Source organism: Sphingosinicella sp. (assembly GCF_041916975.1).
Lineage (GTDB): Bacteria > Pseudomonadota > Alphaproteobacteria > Sphingomonadales > Sphingomonadaceae > Sphingosinicella.
Genome location: NZ_JAYRYK010000001.1, coordinates 245,094 through 265,055, shown reverse-complemented (window position 1 = coordinate 265,055; position 19,962 = coordinate 245,094). Strand labels below are relative to the sequence as shown.

The following is a 19,962-nucleotide window of genomic DNA, read 5'->3' as shown; positions in this document are numbered from 1 at the left end:
GGTCAACCCGGGGGCGACATGCAGCCGGAGAAGCCCTGATCGGCGAGCACATAGCTGCCATGCAGCGCGCGTGCCGCGTCGGAAGCGAGGAACAGCACGACCTCGGCGATGTCATGCGGCTCGATCATCGCGTTGCCATAGGGGCTGCGGGTGCCTGCCGCGCGCTTTTCGATCGAGGCGTGCTGGGCTTCGGTGAGATCGTCATCGGTGAAGCCGAGCATGGGCGTGCGCACCGATCCCGGCCCGACCGAGTTCACGCGGATGCCCGAACGGCGCAGCTCCGGCGCGAAGGTGCGCGTGAAGTGCGCGATTGCGGCTTTGCTGGCGGAGTAAGCCGCGAGGCCCTCGACGCCGATCATCGCCGCGCCCGAGGCGATGTTGACGATGGAGCCTGCGCCCGTTTTCCGCATCAATGGCAGCGCCGCCTTGGTGAGCAGGATGGGGCCGATCGTGTTCACGGCGAACATCGCCTCGATCTGCTTCGGCGTGACGCTTTCGAGCGGACCGAACACGCAGAGACCGGCGCAGTTGACGAGGATGTCGAGGCGGCCATGCTTTGCTTCCACTTCAGCCACAAGCGCTTTGATGGCGTCGGCGCTGGTGACGTCGCAGTGGAAGGCGCTTGCAGAACCGCCGGCGGTAGCGATCTCGTCGCAGATCGGTTGCAGGCTTTCCACGGGCTGCTCGGAGGTGACGACGACATGCGCGCCGTTCTTCGCGAGCAGGCGCGAGGTCGCGGCGCCGATACCGGTAGCGCCTCCGGTCACGATGGCGATCTTGCCTTCAAGCATCGACTGTCTCCTGGATGCGGCCCGCCATGTGGCCTTCGCGGATGGCGATCAGCAGGTCGCGCGGCGCGTTCGCGTCGCCGATGAGATTGAGCGTATAGGGTTTCGCCGCGCGCGTGCCGCCGCCGAGCGCGCGGTAGAGATCGGTCTGCGCGTCGTTGTAGGTGACGTGGACGACCGTGTCCGCCGGAGCTTCCCACACCTGCTCGCCGTCGAGATAGCCGACCTCCACGCTGCCCCTGCCGATGGAAACGAGCCGACAGCCGACCTGAAGCGTGAAGTCGCCCTGCCGCAGGCGGCGTAGCGCCGGACTCGTGCGCACCAGCACCTCGATCAGCGGCGCGAAGGAGGAATGGCGGGTGACGAACGTGACCTTGAGGCCCTGCACGATGAGGTGTTCGGCGACGGCGATAGCTTCATAATGGCCGAGATCGTCGAGCACGACGGCGGTCTTGCCGAGGCGCTCGGTAGGGGTGTGGAACACGTCCCACGACGAGAGCACGTGCGGCTGATGGAAGCCGGGGATCGGCGCTTCGGGGCGGGCGACTTGATAGCCGTCCATGCGCGGCAGCGATCCGGTGGCGATGATGATGTCGTCGGGCGCTTCCGCCAGCACTTCGTCCGCTTCGGCGTAGGTGGAGAGGCGCACGTCGACGCCGAGGCGGTAGATCTCCTGCTCCAGCCAGTAGGTGATGTCGCCGATGGTGGCGAGCTTCGGGGCCTGTTTCGCGATGTTGATGGCGCCGCCGAGTGCCGCCTGCGCTTCGAACAGCACGACCTTGTGGCCGCACAGCGCAGCCGCACGCGCCGCCTCCATTCCGGCGGGACCGCCGCCGATGATGACGACCTTGCGCGGGTTCGTGGCCGGTACGATCAGATCTTCGGATTGCGTGCGCTCGCGGCCCACGACGGGGTTCACCGTGCAGAGCATCCGCTGCAGCGGCGTGCGGATGCCGCCTACGCAGCCCTGGTTGCAGGCGATGCAGGGGCGTACGCGCTCCGGATGGCCCGCGACGGTCTTGGCGACGAGGTCGGGTTCGGCGATCATGGCGCGCACGAAGCTCACCATGTCGGCGTCACCTTCCTTGATCGCCTGATTACCTTCTTCGAGTGTGCGGTAGCGCCCGGCGATCATCGTCGGCACGTTGGCGCGGCGCGCGATGGGGAGCGCCGAGGAGAGCATGTAGCCAGCGGGCTGATCCATGCAGCCGAGCATCGTCGAGATGCTGTAGGGGCTGCCCATCGAGGCGCTGACGTGGTCGACGAGCTTTTCCTCGCAAAGCCGGTGGACGACCTCGCCGGCTTCCTCGGGCGTCAGGCCGCCGGGGGCGTTGTAGTCGGAGAGGCGGATGCCGACGGGATAGTCGCGGCCGACCTCGTCCCGCACCGCGAGCAGCATGTCGCGCCCGAACCGCATCCGGTTTTCGAGGCCGCCGCCGTAATCGTCTTCACGCCGGTTGGTGAGCGGGCAGAGGAACTGGTGCACGAGATAGCCGTGGCCGAAGTGCAGTTCGATGCCGTCGAGCCCGCTCGCCTTCACGCGGCGCGCGCCGGCGACGAAAGCCTCGATCACCATGTCGATCTGATCCTGCGTCATCGCGAACGGCGTGTTCACGGCGCCGAGCGGGCAGGGGACGTTGGAGGCGGAGAGCGGCGCCTGCCCGGTCGCGGGCGCCCAGCGGTGGCCGCCATGCCAGAGCTGCACGAATGTGCGCATACCGTGCCGCGCGCAGGCGCGGCCGAGCGCGGCGAAACCGTCGATGATCGAATCGTCGAAAGCGTCGACGGTGTGGTTGGATGTCGACGGGTGGACGTTGGTCGCCTCGAGAATGTTGAGGCCGACGCCCGATTTGGCGCGCGCTTCGTGATAGGCGATGAGATCGTCGCTGATCACCCCCCGGCCATAGCTGGTGCCATGGCTGGCGCGGACGATGCGGTTCTTCACCTCCAGCCCGTTGATGGTGATCGGACGGAGGATGTGTTCAAGCGCCATTCTGATTTTCCGTCATTCTAGAGCCTCCCCTGCTCTTTTCGCGCTACGGCGACCAGACGGCCTTTCCGGCGATCAGCGCCGAAATCTCTTCCTCGCCAAGTCCCGCCTCGCGGAGCACGTCCTCTGCCGGGCGCACGCGGCGCGGCGGCAAATCGGACACGAGGTCCGGATGCGCGGACAGGCGCGGCGAGGGGGCGGCGGTGAACACGCCGTCTTTTTCCGTCACCGTGCCGCGTGCGGCAACATGCGGGTCAGCGGGGAGCTGTTCCAGTGCCAGCACCGGCGCGCCGCACGCGTCGATAGGCGCGAAGCGTTCGGTCCATTCGGCCTGCGTCCGTGTCTTGAAGATGCCGGCGATGCGCTCGCGGAGCGCGGGCCAGTTCGCACGGTCGAGCTGTGCTTCGGCCGACGCGTCGACATCATCGAGCCCGAGGATCTGCAGCATTGCCGCGTAGAACTTCTGCTCGATGGCGCCCACCGAGAACCAGCGTTCGTCAGCGCAGCGATAGACGCCGTAGAAGGGTGCGGTGCCGACCAGCATCGAATGTTCGAGCTTGCCGTCCCACAGCCCCAGCTCCAGCTCCCCGAACATGGCGTTTAGCATGTAGGAGGCGCCGTCGACGATGGCGGCGTCCACCACCTGACCGCGGCCCGTGCGCTGCCGTTCGAACAGCGCGAGCAGGATGCCGATGATGAGCGTGTAGGAGCCGTTGGCGAGATCGCCGAGCAGCCCCGGCGGTGCCGTCGGCCGATCCTCTCCAACCTGAGCGAGCGCGCCCGAGATGGCGAGATAGTTGATGTCGTGCCCGGCGCGCTTCGCATAGGGGCCGGTCTGGCCCCAGCCGGTGAGGCGCGCGTAAACGAGACGCGGGTTGATCTCGGCAATGGTATCAGGGCCGAGGCCGAGCCGCTCCATGACGCCGGGGCGGAAGCCTTCGACGAGCACGTCCGCGCTCGCCGCCAGCCGCCGCGCGACCTCCTGCCCATCGGGCGAACGCAGATCGAGGCCGATGACGTCCTTGCCGCGCGACATGGCGACGGCGGGATCGAAGATCTGCGGATCGGGCCTTCGCACGCTGATGATCTGCGCACCGAAATCGGCGAGCATCATCGTTGCGAACGGCGCCGGGCCGAGACCGCTGAGGTCGAGGACGCGGACGCCCGCGAGCGGTCCGCGCCCGGAAGCTGGCGCGGCCACGATCAGGCGGTTGCCGCGATGGGCGCGCGCGCTTCGGTGTTCAGCAGCGGGATCACTTCGCTCCCCAATATCTCGACCATCTCGACATATTCTTCGCGGGGAACGCCGCCCATGTCCATCTTGATGAGATTGACATCGGCACCGACGAGCGTGCTGAGCGTGGTGAAGCGCTCGGCGAACGCCTGCGGGCCGCCGACGATGGCGGGGCCGCGAGTCGACAGGAAATCATAGTCGAACGCCGTGGTGAGATAGGCAGGCGGGTTCGAGTGCACGCACTTGATCATCGCCTGGTTGAACGCGTGATAGGCGCGGTAGCGCGGTTCATAACGCTCGCGGGCATAGGCATCGGTCTTGCCGACCCAGCCGTGCCAGCAGGCGCCGACGCGCGCGTCGTGCTTGTGCCCGGCGGCGGCGAAGGCCTCGCGGTAGATGTTGGCGACCTCGATGAACTTGTCCGGGCGGCCGAAGGCGCTCGGCAGCATCAGCGCGAGGCCAAGACGGCCGGCGAGCTGCGCGGTGGCGGGCGAACTGCCGCCGCCCACCCAGAACGGCAACGGGTCGCGCTTCGGCGGTGTCGGCTGCAGATACTGGCCGGAGATCGGCGGTCGGTACTGGCCGCTCCAGTGCACGGGTTCACCCGGCCAGAGCTTGCAGAGCAGTTCCATGGCCTCTGCGAAGCGCGGCGCCGAGTCGGCCGCGTCCTGCCCGAAAAGATCGTAGGTGCGTTCGAAGAAATTGCCGCGCCCGGTGACGAGCTCAAGGCGTCCGCCCGAGATCACGTCGACGGTCGCATAATCCTCCGCCATGCGCAGCGTATCGAGGTTGGCGGCAAGGGCGACCGCCGTTCCCAGCCGGAGCCGCGTGGTGCGCTCCGCGATCGCCGCCAGCACGACGGCGGGCGAGGAGAAGGTGTAATCGATGCCGTGGTGCTCACCGATGTAGTAGCCCTGGATGCCGACACGGTCGCCGACCACGGCGGCCTCGATCGTCATCTTGTAGCGCTCGGCCGCGGAAAACGGTGTCCCCGTCACCGGATCGTCGATGATGTCCCCCAAGGACATGAGCCCTATTTGCATACCACGCTCCTGCTTTGTCGTTAGGTTTCTCTTACAGTGTATGTTTCAGGATGCAAGACGCATTTTGTACGTGATTGTGCGCCTGAACGCAGAAAGTCCGTTAAGTGTGCTTGTCTCTGCGTCAGGATGATACAAAGCCGTTGCTCATAAATTCTGTCGATGTTAGGTTAAGCGCTTACAAGAGATGCGCTGGATATGAAAAGCCGGTCAGGCGGGAGGATTTTCAGAGATGATTCACCATTTTGCGATCGCGACGAAGAACTTCGAGGCGGCCCACTATTTCTACACCGAGGTGATGGGTTTCCCGCTCGTCGCGGGCGTGAAGCGCCAGGCGCCGGGCGGCGGCTGGACCAAGCACATGTTCTACGACATCGGCGATGGGCAGACGATGGCGCTGTGGGATCTGCGCGGCATCGAAGGCGTACAGATCTACCCCGACGAGTGGAAGAGCGCGATTTCCACGGGCCTCGGCCTGCCGCGCTGGATCAACCACTTCGCGTTCAACTGCAGTCGCGGCAATGAAGAGTTGGAGGAGCGCAAGCAGCGCTGGCTCGACAACGGCTATCACGTCTCGCAGACCGACCACGAGTTCATCCGTTCGATCTACACGTTCGACCCGGACGGCAACCTCGTCGAATGGACTTACGACACGCGGCCGATCAATGCCGAGGACACGAAGTATGCCTTCGAGATTCTCGCCGACGACACGCCGCCGACGGAGCCCGACTACGAGGGGCCGTTCATCCGCTCGACGAAGCCCAAATACAAGCCCGACCCGAAGCCGCTGCCGCAAGCCGCGGAATAATCACAGGCGAGGCTTGAGTGTGTTGTCGGCGCCTGCGTCGGCAACGTCGCTGCGGGGAGGGGAACCGGATTGAACAGGGCTGTCGAGGCCGTGCGCGGCCGCAATGAGCAGACGCCGGAGCTGATTGAGCTTTATCGGCGAATGCTGCTGATCCGCGAGGCGGAGAAAAGCTGCGGGGCGCTTTTCGCGGAAGGTGCGATTCCGGGCTTCATTCATTTGAGCGACGGACAAGAGGCGGTGAGCGTCGGCGTGATGGCGTCGCTGCGCACGGACGACACGATCGCCTCCACACACCGCGGCCATGGCCATGCGCTCGCCAAGGGTCTCAGCCTCGACGGCTTCTTTCGCGAGCTGATGGGCAAGGCGGACGGCGCGTGCAAGGGACGCGGCGGCAGTATGCATGTCGCCGATCTTTCGGTGGGGATGCTTGGCGCGAACGGTATCGTCGGCGGCGGCATCGCCATCGCTGTCGGCAGCGGGCTTGCGCAGAAGCTGCGCGGCGGGGACGGTGTCGCGGTGTCCTTCTTCGGGGATGGCGCGCTCGCCGAGGGCGTGATTCACGAATGCCTGAACATAGCGGCGCTGAAGGGCATCCCGATGATCTTTGCGTGCGAGAACAACGGCTGGTCGGAATTCAGCCCGACCTCGACGCAGATCATCTTCACGCTCGAAAAGCTCGCTGTGGCTTACGGCATCGAATACCACGGCATCGACGGCACGAAGGTGGAGGGGGTCGCTGCGCTCGCCGCCGAGGCGATCGCGACGGTGCGCCGCGAAAGTCGGCCGATCGTGCTTGAATTCTTCACCACGCGCGTGCGCGGCCACTACGAGGGTGATGCGCAGCGTTATCGAACGGACGCGGCGGATGCGATCGATCCGCTCGCGGTGACGCGCGCGCTGCTGGAAGAGCGCGGGGCGTCCGGCAGCGAACTCGACGATCTTGCGGAAACCATTCGGGCCGAGGTGCTTGCCGCTGTCGAGGCGGCGCGGCTTTCGGAAGAGCCGACGCTGCAATCGGCTGCCGAAGAGGTCTATGCGGCGGAGATTGCACGATGAGCGAGCAGCGTTTCGCCCATGCCGTGAACCGTGCGCTCGACGATGCGCTGGCGAGCGACCCGTCGGTGGTGCTGCTCGGCGAGGACATCGGCAAGGCGGGCGGCACCTTCGCGGTGACGCGCGGGCTTCAGGACCATTACGGCGCGGATCGTGTGATCGACATGCCGATCGCCGAGAACGCGATCACGGGCATGGCCGTGGGCCTCGCGATCGGCGGGTTCAAGCCTGTCGTCGAGATCATGTTCATGGATTTCGTGGCCTTCGCAATGGACGCGATCGTCAACCAGGCGGCGAAGCTGCACTTCATGTTCGGCGGGCAGGGCGCCGTGCCGCTCGTCATCCGCACGCAGCACGGCGGCGGGCTCAATGCCGGGCCGCAGCATTCGCAGTGTCTCGAAGCGTGGTTCGCGCATATCCCCGGCCTCAAGGTCGTGTGCCCGGCGACGCTCGACGACGCCTATGCGCTGCTGAGGAGCGCGATCGACGATCCGAACCCGGTGATCTTCGTCGAGAACAAGTCGCTCTACCCGATGAAGGGCACGCTTTCGGCCGAGCCGGAGGCCGTGCCGCTCGGCAAGGCGCGCATTGCACGGGCCGGGCGCGACGTGACGATCGTTACGTACGGCGCCCTCGTCCACAAGGCACTCGCGGCTGCTGAAACGCTGACGGCGGAGGGCATCGAGGCCGAGGTGATCGACCTGCGCACATTGCAGCCGTGGGACGAGGCGGCGGTGCTCGAATCGCTGTCGCGCACGCACCGGCTCGTCGTCGCGCACGAGGCGGTGGAGGCGTTCGGCGTTGGGGCAGAAATCGCGGCGCGCATGGCGCAGGTCGGGTTCGACGAACTGGACGGACCGATCGTGCGCGTCGGCGGCGCGTTCATGCCGGTGCCGTTCGGCCGCACGCTTGAGGTGGAATATCTGCCGAACGCGGACCGTATCGTCGAAGCCGTGCGGGCGACCTATGGCTGAGGCGTCGATCGTCATGCCGAAGCTCGGACTCACGATGTCCGAGGGGCTGATCGCCGAATGGCTCGTGGCGCCGGGCGACGAGGTCGCCGAGGGGCAGGTGCTGTTCGTTGTCGAGACCGACAAGATCAGCAACGAGATCGAGGCGCCGGCTGCAGGGCGGATCACGCAGGTTCTCGTCGCGGCGGGTGAGACCGTGGATGTCGGCGTGGCGGTCGCGCTGTGGACCGGGCCGGGGCAGGGGGCGGTTCACGTTGCCGATGCGCCGCCAGCCGCGGCGGCCAAACTTGCACCGCTTCCGGTTGCGCAAAGCGGCAACCGCATCCGTGCGACGCCCTTCGCGCGCCGCCTTGCCGAACGCGGCGGTATCGCGCTTGCCAACATCGCTGGGAGCGGCCCGCGCGGACGGATTCAGGCGGGCGACGTGCGTGCGGCGCTTGCCGAAAAACCGGCGACGGCGAAACTCTTGGCCAAGGCGCGCGACCTACGCGGACTAATCGCCGCGCGCGTCAGCCGCAGTAAGGCCGAGGTTCCGCATTTCTATCTCACTGCGGACGCGGTGTTCGATGCGCTGATTGCGCTCCGGGCTGATCTCAACGCCGATCCGGCGGCGCCGGGTAAGCTCAGCGTGACGGCGTTCCTCGCTGCCGCTGCGGCGCGCGCGCTGAAGCTGGTGCCTGAGGCGAACGTGGTGTGGCGGGATGGGCAAGCGGTGCCGCTTGCCGCGGTCGGCATCGGCATCGCTGTCGATGCGCCCGGCGGCGTGATGGCGCCGGTGATTGCGGTGCGCGGCGGTATTCATGCGCTGGCACGCGATCTCGATGCTGCGATCGAACGCGCACGGACCGGGCGGCTCGGCGCTGCGGATATGAGAGAGGCCGCGCTCGGCATCTCGAATGTCGGCATGTTCGGGGTGCGCGCACTCGCGCCGATCATCGACCCCGATCAGAGCTTCATGCTCGGCGTCGGTGCGCCGCACGTGACGTTCCGCCTTGGTGCCGACGGCCAGCCGAAACCGGTGCAGGAGGTGACGCTGACGCTCTCGTGCGACCATCGCGCCATCGACGGCGCGGCGGCGGCGCGGTTCCTCGCGGCGATCGTCGACCTCCTCGAACACCCGGCGCGGCTGCTGATCGCGCACGACTAAAAAACGCATGGGGAGGGAACGGATGCGGGACTGCGATGTGATTGTCGTTGGCGCGGGCGGGGCCGGCATGGCCGCGGCGATCGAAGCCGCCGACAACGGCGCATCGGTGACGGTGCTCGAAGCCGGGAAACGGCCCGGTGGATCGACGGCGCTCTCGGGCGGCGTGTTCTACGCGGCGGGGACGAGCATCCAGCGCGCGGCGGGTATCGAGGACGATGCCGAACGCATGTTCCGCTACATCATGACCTTCAACCAGTGGAAGCTGGAGCCGTGGCTCATCCGCCGCTTCTGCGAGGAATCGGCGCCGACGCTCGAATGGCTGATCGGCCTTGGTGTCGAATTCCCGGTCGATGGACTTTATGTTTCCGGCGTCGACGACACGCCGCGCGGGCACCATACCCACGGGTCGGGCGCGGTGCTGTTCGAACACCTGCTGGGTGCGGCCTCCGCGCGCGGCGTCGGCATCCACTCGGGCGTGCGCGTTGAATCGCTGCTCGTTGAAGACGGGCGGGTCGTGGGTGTTTCGGCGCAGGGCGGCGAAATGCGTGCGGGCGCGGTTGTGCTCGCAACCGGCGGCTACGGGGCGAACCGCGCCTTGCTTGCCGAGCTGAACCCGGAGGTCGCCGCGCAGGACGAGCGCTGGTCATTCTACTTCGGCTCCGAGACGAGCCGGGGCGACGGGCTGCTGATGGGCCGCGCGGCGGACGCAGATATCGCGGGCAAGGGGCGGCTGATGGTCAATGCCTCGCCGGGCTTCTCGCGCGACGTTGCCGATTTCCACCCGCCGTGGCTGGTGTTCGTGAACAGGGACGGGCAGCGGTTCATGGACGAGACGTGGCCCTATTGCATCGCGGGGCACTTGATCGAGGACCAGCCGGGGCGCGTGTGCTTTGCGGTGTTCGACGAGCCGACACGCGCGGCTTCGCCTTCGCGGCACCCGTTTGCGGACAAGCTCGGCGTCGGCGACTACGCCTATTCGTGCGACCGTCTTGCCGAGGAGGCGGAGAAGGGCCGCGTGGTCGTCGCGGACAGCCTTGCCGAACTGGCGGCAAAGGCCGGAATCGATGCCGCCGGCCTTGAGGGTGCGGTCGCCGCGTACAACGCGGATGTGCGCGGGGGCGGGGACAGCCGGTTCTTCAAGAAGGGACCGCTCAGCACCATCGAGACGCCGCCGTTCTACGCGGCGGAGGTTCACGCGGCGAGCTATGGCGCGACATCGGCGGGGCTTCGCATCGATCCCGACGCGCGCGTGCTCCGCGCCGACCAAGCCGTGATCCCCGGCCTCTATGCGGCAGGGGAGACGGCGGGCGGTGTGCTCGGCGAGCGCTACATCGGCGGCGGCAATTATATCAGCAACGCCATCATCTTCGGCCGCATTGCCGGGCGGGGTGCGGCTGCGCTGGCGCGAGCCTAGCTTACGAAATGCGCGACCTCGCCAATCGCCGCGCGTGTCGTGCGGAAGCTGTTCGCAGGATGATCGGGGTCCGCATAGCCGAACGAGATGCCGCAGACGATCCTGCGGTGCGGCGGGATATCGAACCAGTCCCGGATGAAGTTCGCGCATCCGGCGAGCGCCGCCTGCGCAATCGTGGCGATGCCGAGGCTCTGCGCGGCGAGCATCACGTGCGCCACGTAAGCCCCGCAATCGATGGCGCCGTAGACGCCGAGATCGTCCTCAGTGGTCACGATCATCACATGCGGCGCGCCGAACAGGCGGAAGTTTTCAAGCATCTGCTTGCCCGAAGCGGCGCGGTCGCCATAGGTGATGCCGACGCTTTCGTAGAGCGCCCAGCCGGTCTCGCGCTGGCGCTGTTTGTAGATGCCGACATACTGCTTGGGGAACGCGAAGTCCGGGGCTTCGGGCCGGTTCGCCTGATCCGACCACGCGTTCGACGCGGCATAGGAGTAGAGCGCATCGCGAAACCGGTCCGTTGCCTCGCCTTCGGTAACGATCGTCTGCCAGGGCTGCGAATTGCACCACGAGGCGGCCTGCTGCGCGATGCCAAGCATCGTCTCGATATCGGCGCGCGGAACGGGCGCGGATTTGAACGCGCGGCAACTGTGCCGCGCCGTCACCAGCCGCTTCAGAGCCGCCGTGTCCGCAGGCAGCGCGGTGTCGGTGCACGTTTCACTCATTTGGGACAAACCTCCTGCCTGAAAACAATACAATGTTTGATTATAGGATTGCGCAATGATAGCAAGTGAGGAGCAGGTTTTGCGGCGGATAAGGCATGGCTGAAGACCTCGCACGTACCGAAAATGCCCGGCAGGATCGCGCCGCATCGCTGCGCAGGCTCATCGCGCGCATCGGCCAGATCGTGCCCGTGGGGAACGACCGTTTCGAAGTTCCCGTGGGCGACAGTGTTTTCGATCGCATCTACGGCGGGCACCTGCTGGCCGAAGCGCTGATGGCGGCTGCTGCAACCGTTGCTGAAGGCCGCGTGATGCACTCGATGCACTGCTACTTCCTTCGCCTCGGCGACCCTTCGCTCGCGGTCTCCTACAGCGTCGAAAGGCTGCGCGATACACGGGGCTTTTCCGTCCGGCAGGTGCGCGCCGAGCAGGCGGGAAAGACGGTGACGCACGTTACCTTCTCGTTCGCGGGGCCGAGCGAAGGCATGACGCACCAGTGGCGGATGCCTGATGCGCCGGACCCGGAAAGCGTACCTTCGCGCGACATCGAATTGATGGAGATGCACGGGGCGGAACTCCCGGTGAACGCCGGCGTGCCGTGGCCCGTCGACGTGCGGCACATCGATCAGCGCCCGTGGGACCCGACAATCGGAGACGGCCATCATCGCATCTGGATGCGCGTCGACGAACGGCTGCCTGATGATCCGCTGCTGCACACGGCGCTGTTCGTCTATGCAAGCGACATCACCATGGCGGACGCCGTTACCGTGCAGCACCCGATCCGCTGGGAAGACCTGATTGCCGGGCGCGGCTATTTCGGCGCGTCGCTCGACCACGCCATATGGCTGCACGCGCCGGTACGCGCCGACGAATGGCTGCTGCACGTGCAGGAATCCTCGCGCGCCGCAGACGGGCGCGGCTTCACGACGGGGCGGTTTTTCGACCGGGCAGGGACGCTCGTCGCCTCGGTCGCGCAGGAAATCTTCATAAGAAAAGCGGGTGAGGAGAGCGGAAAATGAAGCCTTGGGTCCACGACTGGGTCGCCTATCACGCCGCGCGTCGGCCGAACGCGCCCGCGCTGACAGATATCGCGCGTGGCGTGACGGAAACGTGGGGCGAACTCGAAGATCGCGTCGGCCGTCTCGCCTTCCTGCTGCGTGAACATTTCGGTCTTCAGCCGCGGGACCGCGTGGCGATGATCGCGGAAAACGACATCCGCATCTTCGAGTTGCAGTTCGCCTGTATGCGCGCCGGGTTGATCCTCGTGCCGATGAGCTGGCGCCTCGCGGTGGGCGAGATGGTGACGCTCGCCAAGGACGCGGCACCCAAGGTGATGATCTGCGACACGGCATGGCGCGAAACCGGCGATGCTGTTGCCGACACGGTCGGCATCGGTCCGCGCCTGCTCTGGTCCGATACGATTGCTGAGAGTCCCTATGATGCGCTGATTGCAGGGGCGTCGGGCGCTATGCCCGGGGGCAGCCATGATGAGGATACGATCACGCACATTCTCTACACCTCCGGCACCACGGGCCTGCCCAAGGGCGCGCTGTGCAGCCAGGGCACGCTGAAGCATCACGCGCTGAATGCGGCGCAGACCTCGCGCCTGTCGGAGCGCGGCATCAACCACCTCAACATCGTGCCGCTGTTCCACGCGGGTGCGCTCAACACTTATTCGAATCCGGCGCTCTACTGGGGCGGGCAGGTGACGACGACGCGGCGGTTCGATCCGACCGAGACGCTGCGTCTACTGACGGACCCGGGTGTAGGAATTACGCACATGTGCGGTGTGCTGCAGATGTACGAACTCGTTACGGCGCTGCCGGATTTTGCGGAGGCGACGTTTCCGGCGCTCCGTACGGCACTGTTCGGGGGCTGGGGGCCGAAAACGGTGTGGGTGCATCAGACGTGGCAGGACCGCGGTTTCTTCCTCCAGCTTTCCTACGGGTCGACCGAGCAGGGGCCGCTGGTCACGGTGCTTGAGGAGGGGCGCGAGCTGGCGCTGAAGAACTGTTCGGGCACGGTGATGTCGGGCACCGAACTCCGCCTTGTCGACGCGGACGGCAACGATGTGCCGGATGGCGAGGTCGGCGAGATCTGGACGCGCGGCCCGGCGATCACGCCCGGCTACTGGAACCGCCCGCGCGAGGACTATTTCAGCGGCGACTGGTTCCGCACCGGCGACTGCGCGCGGAAGGACGAGGCGGGGCGGCTCTACATCGTCGACCGGCTGCGCGAGGTGTATCGGTCGGGCGGCGAGAACATCTATCCGGCCGAGGTCGAACTCGTGCTTGCGGACGCGCCGGGAGTGAAGGAGGTCGCGGTGATCGCGGTGCCCGACGACCGCTGGGGCGAGGTCGGCATGGCGATCATCGAGCCGCAGCCGGGCGCGACGGTGACGCTCGACACTCTGCTTGCGCACGCCGATGGCAAGCTCGCGCGCTTCAAGCAGCCGAAGCACATGGCGATCATCGACGAAATACCGCGCAGCGCGACGCTGAAGATCGACCGCGGCGCGCTCAAGAAGGCCTACAACGCCGCGCCCGCGGTCTAACCCTTTACGGTGCGCTTCAGGTACGCGGCGATCGTGTCGCCGAAGGCGTCGTTGCGATCACCCGCGACCATGTGCCCGGCGCGCGCGATGGCGATGGTTTCGGCGTGCGGTGCCTGAGCCTGAAAGCGTTCCAGCGCCTCCGCATCCACCACATCGCTGTCGGCGCCCGCCACCAGCAACAAAGGTAGCGATGTCGGAAGCGCGGCAAGCTTGGCGGAGAGCATCTCGGTGAGGCTGGGATCTGGCTTCTTGTCGATCACGGCGGGATCCCAGTGCCAGCGGAGGCGTCCGTCGCCGCCCTTGCGAAGATTGCGCATCAGCCCCTCGGGATTCTTTGCAGCGCGCGCCGGGTTGTACGCACGAACGGTGGCGGCGGCTTCGTCGAGCGATGCGAAACCTTCCGGGTTCGCCGTCATGAACGTACGCACGCGCTCGACACCCTTCGTGGCAAACCCCGGTACGATGTCGACAAGCACAAGCGCCCACGCGCGTTCCGGCGCCTCGGCGGCAGCAAGCAGCGAGGCGATGCCGCCCATCGATGCGCCGACGAGCGCTGCCGGACGCCCGAGCGCACGCAATACCGCGAGCAGATCGGCGCCGTGCGCGAGCATCGAATAGTCTTTCGTGGCCGACCAATCGCTGTCGCCGTGGCCGCGCGCGTCGTAGCGGACGACGTGGTAGCCTTCTTCCGCCAGCCGGATCGAGGCGCGCGCCCACGCGTGGCGGGTCTGCCCGCCGCCATGCAGCAGCAGGACGAGCGGGCCTGTTTCGGGCCCCATGCGCGTACCGACGAGCCGTCCACCTTCCGCCGACGTGAACACAACCTCAGCGGCAGCGGTCATCGCGGCCCCTTGCGTGCGGCGAAGGCTGCGAAGGCTGCGGCGGCCTCCGGGGTTTCAAGCTGCCGCAGGAAGGCCTCGCGGTCCGCCGAAAGCGCGGCACGCAGGGTGTCCGCGTCGCGCATCAGCCGCTTGGTCGCGGCGATTGCGGACGCGGGCTTTTCGGCGAGTGCGCGTGCCGCTGCCATCGCTGCCGGCAACACCGCGTCCGCCGCGAGCGCGCGGTTCGCGATGCCAAGCGTGGCGGCTTCGTCGCCGCTCAGGCGCTCGCCGAGCGCGAACAGCGCGAATGCGCGGACGTGGCCGATGCGTTCAGGGAGCAGCCGACCCGAGCCTGCTTCTGGCACGAGCCCGAGGTCGATGAAGGGCGTGACCAGCGTCGCGTCATGGGCAACGTAAACGAGGTCGCAGTGCAGAAGCATGGTGACACCGACGCCAATTGCGCGGCCGGTGACGGCGGCAACGATCGGTTTCGGAAAGCCGGTGAGCGCGTTGAGAAACGGTCCGACGTTCGAGGACGACACCGCATCCCGTCCGTCCGCGAACATCGAAATGTCGTTGCCCGCGCAGAAGTCCGCGCCGTCTCCGGCGATCACCACCGCGCGCACGGCATCATCGGCTGCCGCGGCACCCAGCGCGTCGGCGATGCCGCCGTACATCGCATCGGTGATCGCGTTCTTCTTTTCCGGGCGGGCGAGGGTGATCGTCGTCACACCCGCATCGGTTTCGACGCGCAGCCCCTCGGTCATTGCGTCATGTCGATCAGGCCGCGGATTGTCATCGAGGAGCCGCCGTCGCAGTCGAGGATCGCGCCGGTAATGTATTTAGCGCTGTCGCTCGACAGGAATACCGAAAGATCGGCGATGTCACGCTTCTCGCCATAATCGCCGAGCGGAATCATGCGCTTCAGCGCGGCTTCGGCTTCGGGGGTCGGCGTCAGCCGCGCCATGCCCTCGGTATCACGGATCGGCCCCGGCGCGATGGCGTTGACGCGCACGCCCGCCGGACCCCATTCGAGCGCGAGGCATTTCGTCAGCATGTTGATCCCCGCCTTCGCGGCGCACACGTGCGACTGAAAGGCGGTGGGGTTCACCGCCTGCCCGGCGGTAATCGAGATGACCGACGCGCCGGGCTTGCGCAGAAACGCATAGGCGGCGCGCAGCACGTGGAAGGTGCCGATGAGATCGATGTCCACCACCGTGCGGAACGCGTTGGCCGACATGGCGGCTGCGGGTGCGAGGAAGTTTCCGGCGGCGCCCGAAATCACGATGTCGATCTCGCCCCATGCCTCGTGAACGGCTGCGAGCGCGGCTTCGACGGCAGCGTAGTCGCGCACGTCGGCGGCGGAGCCCATCGCCTCATGCCCGGCGGCGCGAAGCTCCGCGACGGCGGCGTCAACCTTCTCGATCTTTCGGCTGATAATGGCGACGCGCGCGCCTGCCTCGGCAAGCCCGTGCGCGATGCCAAGGTTGATGCCGCTCGACCCTCCCGCGACGAAGGCGACCTTGCCCTTCAGGACGTCCGGCGAAAATGTACCCATGATGCAACTCCTGCTTTTTGAACGGCGCGCCTCTTATTGCCCGTTTGGCACGTCCTTGCGCGCCTGCCGAAGCACATAGGCGCGGATATTCTCGGCCTCCTGCGGTGTCAGGATACTCTTGAAGCCGACCATGCCGTTATCGGCGAGAACGCCGTCGATCACGATGTCCTTCCAGAGCTTCGCGTCGACGAGGGCGCCCGAGCGGCGAAGATCGGCGGTGTAGGCGACGGACGCGTTCGCGCCGTGGCAGACGCCGCAGGTCTTGTTGTATTCGGCCATGCCCGCATCCGCATCGCCCGCTGAGGTCACGCCTTCGAGGTCGAGCCGTTCGCGGTAAAGCGCTTCATAGGGCGCGGCCTTCGCCGTGCCGCCGAGCTTGAACACCATCAGCCGGCCCGGCATCCTCGGTCGGTTCGGCACCAGCTTGCCGACCAGCGAACCGGCGCCGCCGATGCCGACCATCACCGCGACATATTGCTCGCCCTTGAGGCTGTAGGAGACGGGCGCGGCGATGATGCCGTGTTCGGTGTTGAAGCTCCACAGCACCTTGCCGGTTGCTGCGTCGTAGGCGACGAACTTGCCCTCGGCATTGCCCTGGAAGACAAGATCGCCTGCCGTGGCGAGCGTGCCGCCGTTCAGGAACCACGGATGCTCCACCGACCAGCGCGCCTTCTGCGCGACCGGGTCCCACGCGAGGAGCTGGCCCTTCGTCACCTTGCGGATGGCATCGAGCTGGTCTTCCGGGAATTCCTTCATGGCGAGCGCGACGTTCTGGCCCATCGGTCGGCGCTTGAAGGCGGGGTCGCGCTCGTATTCGCCGATCATCAGCTGCACGGGGATGTAAACGAGGCCCGTGCGCGGACTGAACGACATCGCGTGCCACGAGTGCGCGCCGAACGGCCCCGGCTGGATGACGACGGGCGTATCCTTGTAGTGGACATTGTCGGCGAGGATCGGGCGCCCCGTCTTCATGTCGACGCCCTTTGCCCATGTGACGGGGGCGAAGGGCTCGGCGGAAATGAGTTCGCCTGTGCGCTTGTCGAGCACGTAGAAGAAGCCATTCTTCGGCGCCTGCATCACGACATCGCGCGGCTTGCCGCCGATGGTGAGCTTCGCCGTCATGATCTGCTGCGTGGCGGTGTAGTCCCACGCATCCTCGGGCGTCGTCTGGTAGTGCCACGCATAGCGACCCGTATCGGGATCGACCGCGACGATCGAGGACAGGAACAGATTGTCGCCCTTGCCGCCCGAGCGGCGATTCCAGTCGAACGGGCTGCCGTTGCCCGAGCCGATGTAAAGGAGGTTCGACTCGGGATCGTACATCATCGAATCCCATGCGGTGCCGCCGCCGCCGCTTTCCTTCCAGTCGCCGTCGCCCCACGTGGCGGCGGCCTTCGCGCGCAGCACGTCGTCCGAGGCCGCGCCGTCGGCTTTTCCTTCCGGGTTCGGCGTCAGGTAGAAGCGCCACGCGAGCTTGCCGGTCGCGGCCTCGAAGGCCGAGACGAAGCCGCGCACGCCCATTTCGGCGCCGCCGTTGCCGATGACGATCTTGTCCTTCACCGCGCGCGGCGCGCCGGTGATCGTGTAGCGCATCGCTTTCGGCTGGCCTTCGAGCGTGTTCACCGACCACGCCAGCTTGCCCGTCTTCGCGTCGACGGCGACGAGACGGCCGTCGAGCGTGCCGACGAAGACCTTGCCGCCCGAGACTGCGACGCCGCGATTGACCGCGTCGCAGCAGGCGCTGACCAGCGCCGAGCGCGGCACCTCGGGATCGTAGCGCCAGAGCAGCTTCCCGGTTTCGGCGTCGAAAGCATAGATTTCGGCCCAGCCGGTGCTGACGTAAATGACGCCGTCAGAAACGATCGGCGTCGCTTCCTGCCCGCGATCGCTTTCGAATTCGTGATACCAGGCGAGGCCGAGGCGGCCGACCGTATCGCGGTTGATCGCATCCAATGGGCTGTAGCGCTGCTCCTGCTGGTCGCCGCCGTGATAGGGCCATTCGGCGGGGGCAGGGGGCGTGCCGCCCGTTCCGCCGCAGCCCGAAGTCAGGATTGCCAGTGCCGCGCCGAGCGCGCCGAACAGCGATTTCATAGATCCCCCAAGACTCCCCAAGGCGGCGGTTATCGAGCCGCCGGTTCCTCGTCCATGATCACGGTTTTGCTTTCGAGATACGGCATCAGACCGGCGCGTCCGCCCTCGCGCCCGATGCCGGAACGCTTGAAGCCGCCGAATGCGATGCCGAAATCGCTGCGGAACGCATTGTGGCCCACGGTGCCCGAGCGCAGGCGGCGTGCGACCTGCATGAAGCGTTCCGGGTCCGCCGTGAACACCGAATTGTTGAGGCCGAATTCGGTGGCGTTCGCGATGGCGATGGCATCCTCTTCGTCACGCGCGGGGATCACGGTGATCACCGGGCCGAAGATTTCCTCGCGCGCCACGCGTGCGTTCGGCGGAGCGTCGCCGAACACGGTCGGCTCGATGTAGAAACCGCTGTTGAGGCCCGCCGGGCGCGCGCCGCCGGTCGCGAGAGTCAGTCCCTCGGCCTTGCCGCTGGCGATGAAATCCTCGACGCGCGCAAGCTGGCGGCGCATCGACATCGGGCCCATTTCGGTTGCCGGATCGAACGGATCGCCCACGCGCACGGTGCCGAGTGCGGCGGCAAGCCCTTCGACAACCCGATCGTGGCGGTGGCGGGGGACAACGACGCGGCTCAGCGCCGAGCAGAACTGCATTCCCATCATGCTCACCTGCGGTGCGACCGCCTGCACGACGCTTTCGATCGGCGCATCATCGAGCACGACCGCGGCGGACTTGCCGCCAAGCTCCAGCGTTGCCCGCGCCATGCGGGCACCGCAGATCGAGGCGACGTGCTGGCCGACCGCGCTCGATCCCGTGAAGCTGATCTTGTCGACGCCTTCGTGGCGCACGAGTAGCTCCGATTCTTCGCGGTCCGCCATCAGCACGTTGACGACACCGGGCGGCAGGCCGATTTCCTGACAGATCTCGCCGAGCAGGACCGCTTCGAGCGGCGCTTCGGGGGACATCTTCACCACCACCGTGCAGCCTGCGAGCAGCGCCGGGGCGAGCTTCGAGGCGAGCATCAATATCGGGCCGTTCCAGGGAATGATCGCCCCGACGACGCCGACGGGTTCGTGGATCAGCAGGCCAACGTTGCCGCCCGCAGTCGGCGTGTGCCGCTCGATGAAGGGAAATTCGGAGGCGAGCCGCGCGTAATCGCGAAAGATGCCCGCCGAGACGGCGACCATGTGCCCGGCGTGGCCGATGAGACCGCCGACCTCGTGCGTCCAGATATTGCCGAAGATGTCGCTGTTCGCCTCGAGCGCGTCGGCGATGCGGGTGAGATATGCGGCGCGTTCGACCGGGCTCATGCGCGGCCACGGCCCTTCATCGAACGCGTTCCGCGCTGCAGCGACGGCGTCGTCGATATCCTTGGCCGCGGCGCAGGGCACGCTGGCGAATACCGTCTCGTCGGAGGGTGTCACGATGTCGAACATGCGGCGGCCGACGGGCTCCCGCCACGTGTCGCCGATCAGGAAACGACCGCGCCGCACGCGGTCCAGCACGGTTTCGTGCGAACTCATGACCTCCCCTTTATGTCTCGATCGGCTCGCCTGGAATGGAGCCTTGAGCGATCAGCCTAACAACGTTTTATTGTTCCGACAAGAAGTCCGCCCGTTTTTGAAGGTTTCCGAAACTCGCACTTTCGAGGGGCGTGCGTGCGCGGCTTTGCTGCAGCGCGGCATAATCGGCAGAAGTGTGGCACTTGCGATGCGTCATGCGAAGAAACCTTGCGCTGTTTCAATCTGCACGTTGCGTAGCCTTCGAACTATTGCTAATTAGCCTA

At 66.6% G+C, this 19,962-nt stretch carries 17 protein-coding genes; 7 read left to right on the top strand and 10 right to left on the bottom strand.

Translation table 11 applies throughout. From position 1 onward, the window contains the following. Window positions 1–2: 2 nt before the first annotated feature. From ACE3TJ_RS01310 to ACE3TJ_RS01295, 4 genes are read right to left on the bottom strand one after another with little or no spacing between them, the layout of a single operon-like run. Window positions 3–791: an SDR family NAD(P)-dependent oxidoreductase gene (locus ACE3TJ_RS01310; RefSeq protein WP_374593101.1), complete on the bottom strand. Its 789-nt coding sequence runs from the start codon at window positions 789–791 to the stop codon at window positions 3–5. Then, window positions 784–2,781 (bottom strand): FAD-dependent oxidoreductase, encoded by a 1,998-nt coding sequence (locus ACE3TJ_RS01305; RefSeq protein WP_374593099.1) that lies wholly within the window; start codon window positions 2,779–2,781, stop codon window positions 784–786. Before ACE3TJ_RS01305 ends, ACE3TJ_RS01310 begins: the two co-directional genes overlap by 8 nt. A 43-nt stretch (window positions 2,782–2,824) precedes the next feature. After that, window positions 2,825–3,979, bottom strand: coding sequence for a CaiB/BaiF CoA transferase family protein (locus ACE3TJ_RS01300; RefSeq protein ID WP_374593097.1), 1,155 nt, complete (start codon window positions 3,977–3,979; stop codon window positions 2,825–2,827). Between the two features lie 2 nt (window positions 3,980–3,981). Beyond that, on the bottom strand, window positions 3,982–5,055 hold the full coding sequence (locus tag ACE3TJ_RS01295; RefSeq protein WP_374593095.1) for an LLM class flavin-dependent oxidoreductase: 1,074 nt from the start codon (window positions 5,053–5,055) through the stop codon (window positions 3,982–3,984). A 229-nt stretch (window positions 5,056–5,284) separates the two neighbouring features. Here ACE3TJ_RS01295 and ACE3TJ_RS01290 point away from each other — a divergent pair, with 229 nt between their 5' ends. The 5 genes from ACE3TJ_RS01290 (at window position 5,285) to ACE3TJ_RS01270 (ending at window position 10,445) form a co-directional block, all read left to right on the top strand. Then, on the top strand, window positions 5,285–5,860 hold the full coding sequence (locus ACE3TJ_RS01290) for a VOC family protein (protein WP_374593093.1): 576 nt from the start codon (window positions 5,285–5,287) through the stop codon (window positions 5,858–5,860). 69 nt (window positions 5,861–5,929) lie between these two features. Next, a complete protein-coding gene (locus ACE3TJ_RS01285; protein ID WP_374593091.1) occupies window positions 5,930–6,916 on the top strand; it encodes a thiamine pyrophosphate-dependent dehydrogenase E1 component subunit alpha in 987 nt (328 codons plus the stop codon). Next, the gene (locus ACE3TJ_RS01280) at window positions 6,913–7,887 is read left to right on the top strand and encodes an alpha-ketoacid dehydrogenase subunit beta (protein WP_374593089.1); all 975 of its coding nucleotides are present in this window, start codon (window positions 6,913–6,915) and stop codon (window positions 7,885–7,887) included. The genes ACE3TJ_RS01285 and ACE3TJ_RS01280 overlap by 4 nt, the downstream gene beginning before the upstream one ends. A 13-nt stretch (window positions 7,888–7,900) precedes the next feature. Further along, window positions 7,901–9,031 carry a dihydrolipoamide acetyltransferase family protein gene (locus ACE3TJ_RS01275; protein ID WP_374593087.1) on the top strand — a complete coding sequence of 377 codons (1,131 nt, stop codon included), beginning with the start codon at window positions 7,901–7,903 and terminating at the stop codon, window positions 9,029–9,031. Window positions 9,032–9,053: 22 nt separating this feature from the next. After that, on the top strand, window positions 9,054–10,445 hold the full coding sequence (locus ACE3TJ_RS01270; protein WP_374593085.1) for an FAD-dependent oxidoreductase: 1,392 nt from the start codon (window positions 9,054–9,056) through the stop codon (window positions 10,443–10,445). Here the strand turns inward: ACE3TJ_RS01270 and ACE3TJ_RS01265 are convergent. Further along, window positions 10,442–11,167: a nitroreductase gene (locus ACE3TJ_RS01265; RefSeq protein WP_374593083.1), complete on the bottom strand. Its 726-nt coding sequence runs from the start codon at window positions 11,165–11,167 to the stop codon at window positions 10,442–10,444. The genes ACE3TJ_RS01270 and ACE3TJ_RS01265 overlap by 4 nt on opposite strands. Window positions 11,168–11,262: 95 nt before the next feature. Here ACE3TJ_RS01265 and ACE3TJ_RS01260 point away from each other — a divergent pair, with 95 nt between their 5' ends. Next, entirely contained in the window at window positions 11,263–12,183 is a 921-nt protein-coding gene (locus tag ACE3TJ_RS01260) for an acyl-CoA thioesterase (protein WP_374593081.1), read from the top strand. Beyond that, on the top strand, window positions 12,180–13,718 hold the full coding sequence (locus ACE3TJ_RS01255) for a class I adenylate-forming enzyme family protein (protein WP_374593079.1): 1,539 nt from the start codon (window positions 12,180–12,182) through the stop codon (window positions 13,716–13,718). Before ACE3TJ_RS01260 ends, ACE3TJ_RS01255 begins: the two co-directional genes overlap by 4 nt. Here the strand turns inward: ACE3TJ_RS01255 and ACE3TJ_RS01250 are convergent. Genes ACE3TJ_RS01250 through ACE3TJ_RS01230 form a run of 5 tightly spaced genes read right to left on the bottom strand, consistent with a single transcriptional unit; the run spans window position 13,715 to window position 19,699 of the window. Further along, window positions 13,715–14,560, bottom strand: a complete 846-nt coding sequence (locus ACE3TJ_RS01250; protein WP_374593077.1) for an alpha/beta fold hydrolase — start codon at window positions 14,558–14,560, stop codon at window positions 13,715–13,717. The two genes, ACE3TJ_RS01255 and ACE3TJ_RS01250, sit on opposite strands and share 4 nt — an antisense overlap. Continuing rightward, window positions 14,557–15,306 carry an enoyl-CoA hydratase-related protein gene (locus ACE3TJ_RS01245; protein WP_374593074.1) on the bottom strand — a complete coding sequence of 250 codons (750 nt, stop codon included), beginning with the start codon at window positions 15,304–15,306 and terminating at the stop codon, window positions 14,557–14,559. The genes ACE3TJ_RS01250 and ACE3TJ_RS01245 overlap by 4 nt, the downstream gene beginning before the upstream one ends. Further along, the gene (locus ACE3TJ_RS01240; RefSeq protein ID WP_374593072.1) at window positions 15,303–16,097 is read right to left on the bottom strand and encodes an SDR family oxidoreductase; all 795 of its coding nucleotides are present in this window, start codon (window positions 16,095–16,097) and stop codon (window positions 15,303–15,305) included. The genes ACE3TJ_RS01245 and ACE3TJ_RS01240 overlap by 4 nt, the downstream gene beginning before the upstream one ends. Before the next feature lie 33 nt (window positions 16,098–16,130). Next, window positions 16,131–18,188 (bottom strand): PQQ-dependent dehydrogenase, methanol/ethanol family, encoded by a 2,058-nt coding sequence (locus ACE3TJ_RS01235; protein ID WP_374593070.1) that lies wholly within the window; start codon window positions 18,186–18,188, stop codon window positions 16,131–16,133. Window positions 18,189–18,217: 29 nt separating this feature from the next. Then, complete coding sequence (locus tag ACE3TJ_RS01230) at window positions 18,218–19,699, bottom strand: aldehyde dehydrogenase (RefSeq protein ID WP_374593069.1); 1,482 nt, start codon at window positions 19,697–19,699, stop codon at window positions 18,218–18,220. Window positions 19,700–19,962: the final 263 nt, after the last annotated feature.

Coding starts and splice junctions, on each gene's coding strand:
- ACE3TJ_RS01310 (WP_374593101.1), bottom strand. CDS start 791: ATGCTTGAAGGCAAGATCGCCATCGTGACCGGAGGCGCTACCGGTATC.
- ACE3TJ_RS01305 (WP_374593099.1), bottom strand. CDS start 2,781: ATGGCGCTTGAACACATCCTCCGTCCGATCACCATCAACGGGCTGGAG.
- ACE3TJ_RS01295 (WP_374593095.1), bottom strand. CDS start 5,055: ATGCAAATAGGGCTCATGTCCTTGGGGGACATCATCGACGATCCGGTG.
- ACE3TJ_RS01290 (WP_374593093.1), top strand. CDS start 5,285: ATGATTCACCATTTTGCGATCGCGACGAAGAACTTCGAGGCGGCCCAC.
- ACE3TJ_RS01280 (WP_374593089.1), top strand. CDS start 6,913: ATGAGCGAGCAGCGTTTCGCCCATGCCGTGAACCGTGCGCTCGACGAT.
- ACE3TJ_RS01275 (WP_374593087.1), top strand. CDS start 7,901: ATGCCGAAGCTCGGACTCACGATGTCCGAGGGGCTGATCGCCGAATGG.
- ACE3TJ_RS01270 (WP_374593085.1), top strand. CDS start 9,054: ATGCGGGACTGCGATGTGATTGTCGTTGGCGCGGGCGGGGCCGGCATG.
- ACE3TJ_RS01265 (WP_374593083.1), bottom strand. CDS start 11,167: ATGAGTGAAACGTGCACCGACACCGCGCTGCCTGCGGACACGGCGGCT.
- ACE3TJ_RS01260 (WP_374593081.1), top strand. CDS start 11,263: ATGGCTGAAGACCTCGCACGTACCGAAAATGCCCGGCAGGATCGCGCC.
- ACE3TJ_RS01255 (WP_374593079.1), top strand. CDS start 12,180: ATGAAGCCTTGGGTCCACGACTGGGTCGCCTATCACGCCGCGCGTCGG.
- ACE3TJ_RS01250 (WP_374593077.1), bottom strand. CDS start 14,560: ATGACCGCTGCCGCTGAGGTTGTGTTCACGTCGGCGGAAGGTGGACGG.
- ACE3TJ_RS01245 (WP_374593074.1), bottom strand. CDS start 15,306: ATGACCGAGGGGCTGCGCGTCGAAACCGATGCGGGTGTGACGACGATC.
- ACE3TJ_RS01240 (WP_374593072.1), bottom strand. CDS start 16,097: ATGGGTACATTTTCGCCGGACGTCCTGAAGGGCAAGGTCGCCTTCGTC.
- ACE3TJ_RS01235 (WP_374593070.1), bottom strand. CDS start 18,188: ATGAAATCGCTGTTCGGCGCGCTCGGCGCGGCACTGGCAATCCTGACT.
- ACE3TJ_RS01230 (WP_374593069.1), bottom strand. CDS start 19,699: ATGAGTTCGCACGAAACCGTGCTGGACCGCGTGCGGCGCGGTCGTTTC.